Raw genomic sequence first — 12,530 nt, forward strand, 5'->3', positions numbered from 1 at the left:
TCAGCGGCCGCCCATCCGGAGCGCGGTCGCCGCGCGCTGGTACTTGATGTCCGAGGTGACGCGCGTGTCGAAGCGTTCACACAACTCGCTGGAGAGCACCTTGATCAGCTGCACCACACGGGGGTCCTGTGCGATGTCCTCGGCGATCCGCGGGTAGATCGCCAACTCCACCTCGCTGACGGGCCGGCGCTCCCGCTGCTCGGACGGCAGCCGGAGATTGCTGACGAACGCCCGGTCGATGCTGCACCGCAGGGCGTCCTGCTGATCGAGCCAGACGAAGAACGTGTAGCGGTAGTCGTCCAGGCGCACGGCCGGGAACAACTCGGTGCGCGGGATGCCGTACTCCCGCTCCAGGAACAGCCCGGGGTGCTCGATGTCGGTGCGGGCGAGCAGCCGCTGCACGATCGCCACCGCCTCGGCGGAGTCCGGGGCCGCCTGGATGGTCGCCTTCTCCTCGCCGTCGAAGACATAGCGGTGGTCACGCCTGACGTGGTGATCGTCCTGCGCGGCCTTGAAGGCGCAGAACGCGTGGGTGATCTTGTTGCAGGAGGTGCGCAGCAACGCGCCGGTGTGCAGGATGCGGAAGTCCTCGGTGTCGTAGTAGACGGCCGTGTTGAGCGGGGGAGCGGTGCGCGCCTCGGCCTTCTCGGCGATCTGCGCGCCGGGCACCAGATCGCCGATCGTCGCGGTCATGTCGTCGAGCCAGCGGTAGTAGTCGTCGTTGGAGACGGAGTCCATCTCGATCTTCACCGCGAGCTGGTTGAAGACGACGAAGTCTCCGGAGCGCTGGTAGACGGCCTGGGCCTGGGGCATTTTCGGATCGATCACGGCAAGTGCTCCTTCGGGTGGGGGGCCGTCGCCGGCCCGTGACCGGGGTGTGCGGTGTCCGGCGCCTGCTGCCAGCCGGTGGACGGGCCCTGGGCGTCCCTGTCGGTCAGTGCCAGGCCGCGGGCCACCGCCCGGCCCAGCCACTGGCCCGCCAGGTAGGAGGTGATCACGGACAGCAGGACGAGTGCGGTGAAGAAGTCCTGGTCGATGACGCCGGCGGCATAGGTGACCGAGGCCAGGACGATGCCGGGCCCGCCCCGCGCGTTCATCACCACGGCGAGGTTCACGGCCGTGGCCTGCCGCTCACCGGCCAGGCGTGCGCCCGCCCACACGCTGAAGGACTTCGCCCCGCAGGCCAGGGCCACGAACCAGCAGAAGAACACGGGGTCGAAGTGGTGGGCCAGGTCGAGCTGGAGGCCCACCAGGGCGAAGTACAGCGGAATGAACACCGCCAGTGCGAAGGAGCGCAGCGTGTCCGGCTCCTGCTCGCGTGCGCCGGCGGTGGCCGCGCCGGGGCCGTGGGGTGTCGGGTCGTGACGTAGCGACGGGGCGGTCGCCCGCGAGACGCACATCCCGGAGGCCAGGGCGCCGAAGACCGGATCGATGCCGAGCCCGCAGCACACGGCGCACAGCAGCAGGACGAACACCAGGCGGTGGGCGAGCGGGCTGCGCCGTGCCACCGGGTTCGCGCGTGCGCCGGCCAGGCGGGAGAACAGCGCGGGACCCCACCGGCACAGGGCGGTGAGGAACGCCACGGGGACGACGCCGTAGTACGCGTACGTGACGGCGGGCGGCACCGTCCCGTCGCCGCCGGCCAGTTGCAACACGGCAACGCCGGAGTTGCCGGCCTGCGCGAACCCCAGGACGACGGCCAGGACGACGTACAGCACGACGTCCTCGGCGATGGCGACCGCCAGCACGATGCGGGCGAACAGCGAGTTGAGGATGCCCAGGTCCAGCATGATGCGGGAGATCACGGGCACGCTGGTGACCGCGATCGCCATTCCGAACACCAGCGTCAGGGTGGCGGCGGAGCCGTTGGGTCCGGACAGTCCCGTGAGGTCGGCCAGGTGGGCCGTGCCCCATCCGGCGGCGAAGGGCAGGACCAGGCCGGTGACGGTGACCAGGGCGACGGTGCGCCGCTCGCCTGCGCTGTCCGGGCGGCGCAGGTCCGAGCCGGTGAAGTGGACGAGGAGCAGCAGGCCGAGGGTGGAGAAGCCGCTCAGCGCGTCGGCGACCGCTCCGTGCGGGGGCAGCAGCCACTGCTGCGCCGCGGGTGCCGCTGTGCCCAGCGCCATCGGGCCGAGGAGCACTCCGCCGAGGATCTCCCCGATCACCTGCGGCTGCCGCAGACGTGCGAAGAGCCGTCCGACGGTGTGTGCCGCGATCAGCAGTGCCGCCAGGGCGCACAGCAGGTGGGCGGTGGCGCCGGTGGTGGCCGGCATGGTCACGCCTCGTTCTGGAGTGTGGCCACGGCGAGCGCGGTGTGTGCGGATGCCAGCGCTGCGAGCGCGTCGTCGAACGTCGCGGTGGTGGCGCTCAGGGCGTCGTCGTCGAAGTGCGTGTAGGGGTTCATGTCGTCGGGTCCCGTCAGCCGCTGCACCGACCTCGATCCGGTCCTCAGGGTCAGTACCGAGGACCCGTCGCTGGGGTCGGCCTTGATCCGCAGGATGCCCTTGCTGCCGGTGAGGACCACCTCCATCGACCGTTCGGGACAGACCCGCGAGGCCATCACCCGGGCGCGCGTCGCCCGCCCGAACGCCGTCAACTCCACCTGCGCCACGTCGTCCACCTCCACGGCCGTGTCGCCGTGCGGGCCGCGCCGGGTGTCGGACAACCGGTGCGTCCAGGCCGAGCGGACCTCCCACACGGCGACATCCGTCATCCAGCGCAGCAGGTCGAAGGCGTGGGGGGCCAGCTCCATGAGGGCGCCGCCCTCGCCGCGGCGCTGCCGCCACGGCCAGCGGGTGCCGGGACCGAGGTGGGAGTCGTCGTGGAGGACCAGGTCGATGGCGACGATCTCACCGATCTCCTCGCCGAGCATCCGGGACCGGGCCTCGCGCAGTCCCTGGTTGTGCCGCCACGGGAACGAGGCGTGGGCGCGGGTGCCGCGGATCGCGGCCAGCTCGGCCAGCCGCAGCGCCGTGGTCCGGTCGGCGGCCAGCGGTGTCTCGCAGACCACCCGCACATCCCGGCGCAGGGCCAGGGCGACGATCTCCTCGTGGGCGCGGGGCGGCGTCGCCACCACGACCATGTCGACGTCCTCCCGCTTGATCAGGGACAGCGCGTCCGCGGTGACCTCGGCGCCGGGATGGCGGGCGGCCAGTTGGACGGCGGCCCGCTCGTCGGTGTCGTAGGCGATAGCGGTGACGGTGAAGCCGGGGGCGGCGGCGAGCCATTGGGCGTGCGTCGCCGCTCGGCGCGTACCGATGAGTGCCACGTTCATCGGGCTTGGTCCTCCAGAATCTGGTCGGTCGCCGCTGCCTGCGGTGCGGTGGCATCGGGCCGGTGGCTGGCGGGTCGTTCGCGACAGCGGGCCGTGCCGCCGAAGGCGTAGCTGCGCCTCGCGTCGGGATCGAGGACGCACGCAGAGGTGTCATCAAGGGGGTTCGTGGGGCGCCTCGGCGGCACCGCGGTCCGGCAACTGCACCTCTACCCCCGTCAGTTGGCCATGGCCGAAGGAGAGGCGGACATGTCCGCGGCTGTCGGGCCGCCGCCCGTGCCGGCCTTCGCGCAGGTGCAGCCAGAGCCGGCCGGCGTCGGGGTCGACGGAGACACCGGCCACGGGCGAGGACTCGTCGACCGGCGCGCGGGTGTATCCGGCGAGCCGCCGCACGACGGAGGCGGGCAGGTCCTTGATGACGACGTCGGTCACCCTGTCCCGGTTGTCCGTCTCCACCTCGATCCGGGTCAGGACGTCGTCGTGCTCGTCCGGCTGCCCGGTGTCCGGTGCGCAGCGGACGTGCAGGATGCCCCTGTCGTGGTGCCAGTCGACGCCGGGCGGCGACCCGGGCAAAGAGGCGGGCGACGATGCCGGGGTGTGGAGGGAGGGCTGTGTCATGGCCACCTGTTCTCATGTGTGTCTTGTCCCTGTCCCGACGTGCCGGTCACGACCACTGCGTGCAGCGCCGGCCCGTCAGCCGCACAGCCGCTGCGCCCGCGCGTGCCACAGCAGCAGCAGGGTCTTGGCGTCCGCCGGCTGCTGCCGCTGCACACGTTCGAGTGCCTGCTCCAACGTCATTTCGAGCACGCGGAGGTCCTCTCCCTCGGCCGCCACACCGCCCCCGGGGCCCACCCGGTCGTGCGGGTCGTAGTCGGCGACGAACAAGTACGTGCGTTCCTTGCTGAGCTGCGGGGCCAGGTAGACGCAGCAGACGGGCCGCAGCGCGGCGACACGGAAACCGGTCTCCTCCTCGGCCTCGCGTCGCACGGCCTCGGAGACGTCCTGCTCGTCCAGCAACCCGCCGGGGACTTCCAGGAGTTGGCCGTCCGGTCGGCCGTGCAGCACTACGGGAAGGCGGAGCTGGCTGGTCAGCACAACCGTGCCGTGGCGGCGGGAGCACAGCAGGACTGCCGCGCGGTCGCCGCGATGGGCGGTCAGCCGGGTCAGCTGCCGCGGTTCGCCGTGCGAATCCGCTACCTCAAGGTGGTACTTGGCAAGGGTCAGCCAGTCGTCCGTGACCGTTTCGACGGCGCGCACGCCCGCCCGGAAAGCCTCGGGTGAGCCGTGCGCACCCTCAAAGGGCGCGGACACCGGGACGGGCGAGGACCGCCTGCCGGATGGCACGCAGCTTGCCCGCCAGCTCGTCGGGGGTGAACATCACGTTCGCGGACTGGGTGTCGGTCGAGGGATAGGCGGTGTTGTACACGTTGGAGAATTCCCGCTCACGTGGCCCGCGCAGCACGAGAGTGCACGTCATCGACTCCATGGGCAGCACCACGCGGTGAATGCGGTGGTATTCCAGGTAGTAGGCGTTGCCCATGTCCTCCACGGACTCACCGGTCATTTCCAGGGCCGCCTCGTCGACGAACCGGTAGAAGTTCGCCTGGGTCGAGACACCCGCCTTCTCCGGACTGTAGCGGTACTGCCGCAGGCTGGTCACCGCGCCACCGGCCGTACCGGCCTGCTCCGTCATGCCGGCGGGTCGGCGGGAGAAGTTCTGTGACACCAGACGACCCGTCAGGATGGTCGACCAGAAGCTGAAACGGTGGTCGTGGATGAGTTCGTCGCACAGTTCGTCCTCGGTATAGGGAGGACACCACGCGTGCAGCGTGAGCCGATATCCGCCGACAATTCCCGGATCCACCAGGACGATCTTGTCGAAGTGATTGACGTGCCGGTAGGAGCGGCCCGCGACCTGTTTCAGCGACTCGTCGTCGTCGAGATAAGCGGACAGCAGGTCACCGATGCAGGCCGGGGCTCCGAGGCGGCGGACGAATTCGAGGTTGTCGTCCTTTTTCCGCTCGTCGGTGGCCCGCGGTAATGTCCGCAGCACAGCCTCCAGGCCGCGCGGCCCCAGGCCGTCGAGAATGCCGTCGTAAGCGGCTTGCACACCCATCGCACCTTCTCCTGTTGCAGATTCACCCAAGAGGTGTTGCTCGGTCGCGGACGCGTACGCGATTGCCGCGGAGCCCCGGAGATTCCGGCCAGGTACTGAAATCATCGGCCCCCGCCCGAAGGGCCGACAAGTGCGCCATGGGTCGCACCGTTGGAGGTGCACGATCGGCTACCCCCGAAAGGACACCCACTTCGGTGTATCTGGCGGGCGCCGAAAGTCGCAGCCGATCATCGGCACGCTCCGGACAACACGGCTTGGACGATCGGAAGGACCCGATGCTCGTGCCCAGCGAAATAGAGCGGAAGTTCACCGCACCGGCCGACGGCCCGTTCACCGACGTGCCGGCCGTTCCGGTGCAACAGGGCTATCTGGTGCGGGCGGACGGTGCACACGTACGCATCAGGAAGAGCGGCGACGCCTACACGCTCACGGTCAAGAAGGGGCGCGGACTCACGAGGCAGGAATACGAGATCGTCCTGAGCGCGGATGATTTCGACGCCCTGTGGCCCGCTACCGAGGGGGCGCGGGTCACCAAGACCCGTCGCCTCGTGTCCCTGCCCGACGGGCGGTCCGCCTGCGTCGACGTGTTCGCCGAGCACCTGGCCGGACTGGTCATGGTGGAAGTCGAGTTCGCCACCGAGGAGGAGGCGCGGCGCTTTCGCCCGCCGGCCTGGTTCGGCACCGAGGTGACCGAGGACGTCCGCTACTCCAACTCCGTCCTCGTCACCGCCGGGCTCCCGGACACCGACGGCTGACACCCATCCTCCGGCTGCCGCCGATGCGCGGACACACCGGTTGACCCCATACGCACCACTGAAAGGGACCACTCATGCCCGCACCAGGTGCCATTGCCGGCGCCACAGGTTCCTCCCGGACCAGGACAGCATCCCGGCGCCGGACGTATCTGGCCGTCGCCGCTCTGACGACCTGCCTGATCGCGGCCGCGCCGACCTCGGCGCCGGTCCCCGGCGCTGCGGGAGTGGGCGACTCCTACTTCCCCGACCTGGGCAACGGCGGTTACGACGTCGCCCATTACGGGCTGGACGTCTCCTACGACCCTGCCACCGGCCGGCTCGACGGCCGTGCCGCCGTCACCGCACGCGCCGAGCAGGACCTGTCCGCCTTCGACCTGGACCTCCAGCAACTGGACGTCACGTCCGTGACGGTCTCCGGTCACCGTGCCGCGTTCACCCGGAGCGGCGACGAACTCGTCGTCACCCCCGAGCACCCGCTGCGCGCCGGGCACCGCTTCACCGTCGACGTCGTGTACGGCGGCGTCCCGCAACCCCGCAACGGGCCGATCCTCAGCGGCTCGGACTACGGCTGGCTCAGAACGTCGGACGGCGTCCTGGTGGCCGGCGAGCCGGACTCCGCCTCCACCTGGTTCCCCGGCAGCGACCATCCCTCGGACAAGGCGACGTTCGACCTGCGGATCACCGCACCGACGGGTCTGACCGCCGTGTCCAACGGCCGGCTGCTGTCGACGACCCGTCACGGCGCGACCACGACGGCCCACTGGCGCGAGGCCAAGCCCATGGCGACCTACCTGGCCACCGCGACCATAGGCGACTTCGACGTCCGCACCGGACGCACGCCCGGTGGCATCCCGGTCTACGTGGCCATCGACCCGTCCCTGCCCGACACCAACGGCGTGGACGTCTACGGCCTCACCTCCGCCGTCACGGACTACTGGTCCACGCTCTTCGGCCCCTACCCGTTCGAGGAGACCGGAGCCATCGTCGACAACGTGCCGCAGATCGGCTTCTCGCTGGAACTGCAGACGAAACCCGCCTACTCGTCCCAGCTCTACGACACCACCGTCGTGCACGAGCTGGCTCACCAGTGGTTCGGCGACGCGGTCTCGGTCAGCCGCTGGCAGGACATCTGGCTCAACGAGGGCTTCGCGACCTACGCGACCTGGCTGTGGGCCGAGCACCAGGGGACCGCCACCGCGCACGATTCCTTCCTGGCCGACTACGACTCCCGCCCCGCCGACTCCGCCTTCTGGCAGACGAAGGTCTCCGACCCGCAGCGCGACACCCTCTTCAGCTCACCCGTCTACCACCGCGGTGCGATGACGCTGCAGGTGCTGCGCGAACGCATCGGGGACGACGCCTTCTTCACCCTGCTGCGCACCTGGTACCTGACACACCGCTACGGCAACGCGACCACCGCCGAGTTCGTCTCCTTGGCCGAGAAGATCTCCGGACAGCAGCTGGACGACCTGTTCAGCACCTGGCTGGACACGCCGGGGCGCCCGCAGCTGGGCTGACCGGGTGGACGGGCGGGACACCCCACCAGGTCCTTCCTAGCAGCAGCGCCGGGTTCGCAGGGCCGTCGTGCCCTGTTCAACATTCGTTTACCCGGCGGCGGTGCTCGTGAAATTTTCCCCGGATGAAGACACCACGCACGGGCATCCCAGACCGGCTCGCCGCAGGCATGACCATGGCCGAACAGCACGAGTACCTCCGCGCCAGGCTGACCCGCCGCAGCCTGGTCCGCGGCGGTGCTGCGGCCGGCGCCCTGGCCGGACCGGGCCTCGGCCTGGCGCCCGCCGCCGCGCACAGCCGCAGCGCCGCCCCCACGCCGCTGCTGCACTCCCCGGCGGTGGACGGTTCCTTGGTCGCCCCCTTCGGCCGGCACCTCGCCTTCGGGGCGGACGCCCGCACCCAGATGCGGATCTCCTGGCAGGTGCCGCTCGCCGTGCGGCGGCCGTACCTGCGCGTCGGCACCGCACCGTGGGACCTGAGCCGCAAGATCGAGGCGGAGGTCCGCGTCCTGCACACCCCCGTACTGACCCCCAAGGCCCCGGCCGTGGACCAGTACTACCTGCACGCGGCACTGGACGGCCTGCGTCCGGGCACCACGTACTACTACGGCGTGGGCCACGACGGCTTCGACCCCGCCTCACCCCGTGCCTTCGCCACCGTGGGCTCCTTCACCACCGCGCCCCCGGCCGGCCGCCGGGAGGGGTTCGTCTTCACCGCCTTCGGGGACCAGGGAGTCAGTTACCACGCGCTGGCCAACGACAGCCTGATCCTCGCCCACAACCCGGCCTTCCACCTGCACGCCGGAGACATCTGCTACGCCGACACCTCCGGCTCCGGCAGTACCGACGACGCCTATGACGCCCGGGTGTGGGACCAGTTCCTGGCGCAGACCGAGACCGTCGCCTCTCGGGTGCCCTGGATGGTCACCATGGGAAACCACGACATGGAGGCCTGGTACTCGCCCAACGGCTACGGCGGCCACGAGGCGCGCTTCAGCATGCCCGGCAACGGCGCCCGCGAAGCGGACACGCCCGGCTGCTACTCCTTCGTCTACGGCAACGTCGGCGTCATCGCGCTGGACGCCAACGACGTCACCGTGGAGATACCCGCCAACCGCGGCCTGAGCGGCGGCAGTCAGACCTCCTGGCTCGACCGGCGGCTGAGGTCCCTGCGTGCGCAGCCCGAGGTGGACTTCGTCGTCGTCTTCTTCCACCACTGCGCCTACTGCACCACCGCGCACGCCTCCGACGCCGGCGTCCGCGGCGCGTGGGTCCCGCTCTTCGAGGAGCACGGGGTGGACCTGGTCATCAACGGCCACAACCACATCTACGAGCGCACCGACGCCATCAAGAAGAACGCGGTCGCACAGCCCGCCCCGATAGGCGCCACCGTCCGCCCCGAGCACGACGGCATCGTGTACGTCACCGCGGGCGGCGCCGGTGCCGGCCTGTACTCGTTCACGGCACCCGACAGCTACGAGGGCAACGTCCACGACGTGGACAGCATCGACACCTACTACTGGGTGAGCGAGGACGCCAAGGTGGACGAAACGGTCGAGTGGTCGCGCGTACGCTACGCCGGCTACTCCTTCCTCGCGGTGGAGAGCCGGCCGGCACCGGTCGGCGGCGAAGCCGAACTCGTGGTCTCGGCACTGGCGGAGAACGGCGAGCGCATCGACCACGTCACCTTGGCGCGCACCGTTTCCTGACGGCGCGAGCGCGGGCGACGTCACCGGGCCGGGACGGGGCTCCGGGGCGCCCAGTGCATGACTGGCGGCGCCCCGGCAGCGTCAGCGCACTGCCTCCTCCACCACGGGGGTGCCCGTGAGAGGTCCCCGGCGCGCGGCCTGCCGCAGGGTCAGCGCGATGAGGGCGGCCGTCAGACCGGCCAGCACGGGAAGGCCGAAGCAGGCGCGCAGACCGCCCTGCTGTACGGTCCAGCCGGCCAGGTAGGCGCCCAGGGCGTTGCCCGCGGTGACGGCGGTGGCCATCCAGGCGAACGCCTCTGTGGCCGTGCCACTCGGCACGCAGTCGCTGATCACGGCGAAGCCGCAGGCCATGACGGGCGACAGGAACAGCCCTGCCGAGGCCGTCAGTATCAGCGCCACGACCGGGTGCGGGATGCTGATGAGGAGGGCGAAGCCCAGGGTGCCGCCCGACATCAGCCAGGGCAGCCGCTGCGTGGGGGGGATGCGCCAGCGCAGCAGGCCGTAGCACAGGCCGCCCACCATCGATCCGCCGGCGAAGGTGCCCAGCAGGATGCCGGACAGGCCCGGCCGCCCGACGTGCTCCTCATAGGCGACCATGCCGATGTTCATGGCTCCGAGTCCGACGCCGATCCCGACCATGGCCAGCACGAAGCGCCGCAGCACGTTCGACCGCAACGGACCGGCCCAGTCGGGCTGCTGAGGCCGACCGCGCCAGGTGCGCACCACCTGGTGGGGCAGCGCGTACGCCGCGGTACCGGCGAGCATGAGCACTGCCGTCAGCAGCAACGCCACGCCCCGGCCGGCCAGTTCGCCCACCAGTACGATGAGGAGGGGGCCCGTGATGAAGATGATCTCCTGCAAGGCCGCGTCGAGAGCGTAGGCGGTGGCGATCATCTCGGGGCCGCTCAGCACGGACGGCCACAGACTGCGCAGGCACGGCTCCAGCGGCGGTGCCAGAAACCCCGCGAGCGCGACGGCGGCGAGCGCGCCCTGGGGGTGCCCGGCCCCCACGCCGACGAGCAGGGCGTACCCGGTGCCGGAGCCCAGAGCGCCGGCACACAGCACCGGAGTCTGACCGAACCGGTCGACGGCCCGTCCCAGCAGCGGGCCGCCCGCGGCCAGGGAGAACTGGAAGACGGCCACCACCAGTCCTATGAAGCCGAACCCGTGGTGATGCGATCGGAGGAAAAGGGTGATACCCAGCGGGGCCATCCCGTTCGGGACCCGGCCGAGGAAATTGGCGGTGAACAAGGACGGTACCCGGTGCTGGGCGAAGAAGGCCCGATAAGCGGTGGGCATGAACGCAGCTCCTTTCGCGAGAAAGGCGAGGACGAGGAAGACCACGAGGAAGGCAAGGGTGAATCCGCTGCCTCCGTACGGCGGATCCGCTTCGAAGGGGAAGTAAAAGGGAGGGAGCAGTGGAAAAGGAAGCGCCCGCCGTTTTTGAGGCGTTGATGGGATGTTGATGCATTACTGATCGGTTCTCCGTACGCTGCCTGACGAAGACGGACATCTCGCTGGACGGCTCAGGACGGAGGGCCTTGTGTCAGTTGAAGAGGACCGTGATGTGGTGACCTGTCGGAGCGCGAGCACGGAAAACCCCCACCGTTCGTCCGGGGAGTTTCCCCCCTCGAACACCCGCACCGGCGCCGGCCGCTCACACGGACCGGTGGGCTGATGGATCGCCGGCTGGCCGTGCTCGGCCTGGGCGGGAGCACCCGCGAGGGCTCCGGCGCCGAGCTGTTGCTGCGCAGGACCCTCGCCGTCGCCCGGGACGCGGGAATGGCCACCGAGCTGTACTCCCTCGGCCGCCATGACGTGCCGGTGTTCCGGGAGTCCTTGCTGACCGATCCGCCCGCGGCCGTGGTGGATCTGCTGGCTGCGGTGCGCAAGGCGGACGCGATCGTCTTCTGCAGTCCCGTCTACCACGGCACGATCAGCGGGGCTCTGAAGAACGCGGTCGACCACCTCCAGGCCCTGGCGGGCGACGAGCGGCCCTGGCTCACCGGGAAGGTCGCCGGCTTGATGGCCGTGGGCGGCACTCCCATGGGAGGCGCCAACGCCATCAGCGCCATGGACCACTTCTGCCGGGCCCTGCACGCGACCACCGTGCCGACGGCGGTGATCACCACGGGCGGGTTCGCCGGGCCCGGCACCGCACTCGGGGACGGGATGCTGGACGAGCGGGTGGACCGTATGGTGCGTGACATCGCCGTGCACGCCCGGGCGACGGCGAGGGCGCAGAGCCTCCTCGGCACCTGACCGGTCACACCAGGGCCGACACGCTCTTGAGCACGTCGGACTCGGTCACCTCCAGGGCGCCGGCCTGCAGGATGGCGTCCGTGACCGCCAGCAGTTCACTGCGCGGCGCCAGGCCCTGGAGCACGACGATGTCGGCGTCGGCCAGGTCCACCCCCGCCCGCCAGGACCCGACGGGCATGAGCGGCGTCACCGCGGGCAGCATGTCCACCCGGACCCGGGTCGTGATCAGGACGCGGGACTTGCCGGGGCCGGCCGCACTCAGCCGGTGCACCAGGCTGCGGATGCGCTCACGTGTGGTCTCATCGGCCAGGGATTGGGGGCAGGCGATGACCTGGGGCGTGCAGGTGCGGATGGTCTGCAGGATGCGCAGGCCGTTGCGCCGCAGGGAATCCCCCGTCTCCACGACGTCGATCACCGCGTCGGCCAGTTCGGGGATCTTGGCCTCGGTGGCTCCGAAGGACCGCACCATCTGCACGCGTACGCCGATGTCCTGGAAGAAGTCCCGTCCGATGTTGACGTACTCCGACGCCACCCGTGTGCCGGCGGCCAGCTCCTCGGCGTGCCTGGCCGGGTGCTCCGCCGGGACGGCGATGACGATGCGCCAGGGTGCGTCCGTCAGCTTGGCGTACGTGAACGACTGAAGCGTCTCGACCTTCGCCCCCATCTCCTCGATCCAGTCCGCGCCGGTCAGACCGAGGTCGAACGATCCGCTCTCCACCACGAGCGGGATCTCGCGCGGCTTGTAGAAGGCCACGCGGATGGTGCCGCCGTACTCGATGCTGCCACGGTAGGTGTGGGGGGAGGTGCGCCGTATCTCCAGACCGGCCGCGGCGAACAGCTCCAGAGTGCGCCCCTCCAGGGAGGACCCCTTGGGCAGAGCCAGGGAGAGCATGCGATCTCCTT

12 protein-coding genes are annotated in these 12,530 nt (G+C 70.4%); 4 read left to right on the forward strand and 8 right to left on the reverse strand.

The features are described from left to right. The 6 genes from ACYF6T_RS19595 to ACYF6T_RS19620 form a co-directional block, all read right to left on the reverse strand. Positions 1-828: a hypothetical protein gene (locus ACYF6T_RS19595; protein ID WP_461698063.1), complete on the reverse strand. Its 828-nt coding sequence runs from the start codon at positions 826-828 to the stop codon at positions 1-3. Next, on the reverse strand, positions 825-2,273 hold the full coding sequence (locus ACYF6T_RS19600) for a cation:proton antiporter (RefSeq protein ID WP_461698064.1): 1,449 nt from the start codon (positions 2,271-2,273) through the stop codon (positions 825-827). The genes ACYF6T_RS19595 and ACYF6T_RS19600 overlap by 4 nt, the downstream gene beginning before the upstream one ends. Before the next feature lie 2 nt (positions 2,274-2,275). Continuing rightward, positions 2,276-3,274: a Gfo/Idh/MocA family protein gene (locus ACYF6T_RS19605; RefSeq protein ID WP_461698065.1), complete on the reverse strand. Its 999-nt coding sequence runs from the start codon at positions 3,272-3,274 to the stop codon at positions 2,276-2,278. Positions 3,275-3,427: 153 nt separating this feature from the next. Next, positions 3,428-3,889, reverse strand: coding sequence for a hypothetical protein (locus tag ACYF6T_RS19610; protein WP_461698066.1), 462 nt, complete (start codon positions 3,887-3,889; stop codon positions 3,428-3,430). Positions 3,890-3,964: 75 nt separating this feature from the next. Next, on the reverse strand, positions 3,965-4,528 hold the full coding sequence (locus tag ACYF6T_RS19615) for an NUDIX domain-containing protein (RefSeq protein ID WP_461698067.1): 564 nt from the start codon (positions 4,526-4,528) through the stop codon (positions 3,965-3,967). Between the two features lie 37 nt (positions 4,529-4,565). Next, the gene (locus ACYF6T_RS19620; RefSeq protein ID WP_461698068.1) at positions 4,566-5,387 is read right to left on the reverse strand and encodes a hypothetical protein; all 822 of its coding nucleotides are present in this window, start codon (positions 5,385-5,387) and stop codon (positions 4,566-4,568) included. Positions 5,388-5,662: 275 nt separating this feature from the next. On the opposite strand from ACYF6T_RS19620, the gene ACYF6T_RS19625 reads away from it, so the two are divergent. The 3 genes from ACYF6T_RS19625 to ACYF6T_RS19635 all read left to right on the forward strand — a co-directional run bounded on the left by ACYF6T_RS19625 (position 5,663) and on the right by ACYF6T_RS19635 (position 9,365). After that, positions 5,663-6,142, forward strand: coding sequence for a CYTH domain-containing protein (locus ACYF6T_RS19625; protein WP_461698069.1), 480 nt, complete (start codon positions 5,663-5,665; stop codon positions 6,140-6,142). A gap of 74 nt (positions 6,143-6,216) precedes the next feature. Next, the gene (locus ACYF6T_RS19630) at positions 6,217-7,659 is read left to right on the forward strand and encodes a M1 family metallopeptidase (RefSeq protein ID WP_461698070.1); all 1,443 of its coding nucleotides are present in this window, start codon (positions 6,217-6,219) and stop codon (positions 7,657-7,659) included. Between the two features lie 122 nt (positions 7,660-7,781). Next, positions 7,782-9,365 carry a purple acid phosphatase family protein gene (locus tag ACYF6T_RS19635; protein ID WP_461698071.1) on the forward strand — a complete coding sequence of 528 codons (1,584 nt, stop codon included), beginning with the start codon at positions 7,782-7,784 and terminating at the stop codon, positions 9,363-9,365. Positions 9,366-9,446: 81 nt separating this feature from the next. Here the strand turns inward: ACYF6T_RS19635 and ACYF6T_RS19640 are convergent, their stop codons facing one another. Continuing rightward, complete coding sequence (locus ACYF6T_RS19640) at positions 9,447-10,664, reverse strand: MFS transporter (protein WP_461698072.1); 1,218 nt, start codon at positions 10,662-10,664, stop codon at positions 9,447-9,449. A 378-nt stretch (positions 10,665-11,042) separates the two neighbouring features. On the opposite strand from ACYF6T_RS19640, the gene ACYF6T_RS19645 reads away from it, so the two are divergent. Next, the gene (locus ACYF6T_RS19645) at positions 11,043-11,627 is read left to right on the forward strand and encodes an NADPH-dependent FMN reductase (RefSeq protein ID WP_461698073.1); all 585 of its coding nucleotides are present in this window, start codon (positions 11,043-11,045) and stop codon (positions 11,625-11,627) included. A 4-nt stretch (positions 11,628-11,631) separates the two neighbouring features. On the opposite strand, the gene hisG is transcribed toward ACYF6T_RS19645, so the two are convergent. Continuing rightward, positions 11,632-12,519 carry an ATP phosphoribosyltransferase gene (hisG, locus tag ACYF6T_RS19650; protein WP_461698074.1) on the reverse strand — a complete coding sequence of 296 codons (888 nt, stop codon included), beginning with the start codon at positions 12,517-12,519 and terminating at the stop codon, positions 11,632-11,634. Positions 12,520-12,530 lie beyond the last annotated feature (11 nt).

Source organism: Streptomyces sp. 7R007 (assembly GCF_054850255.1).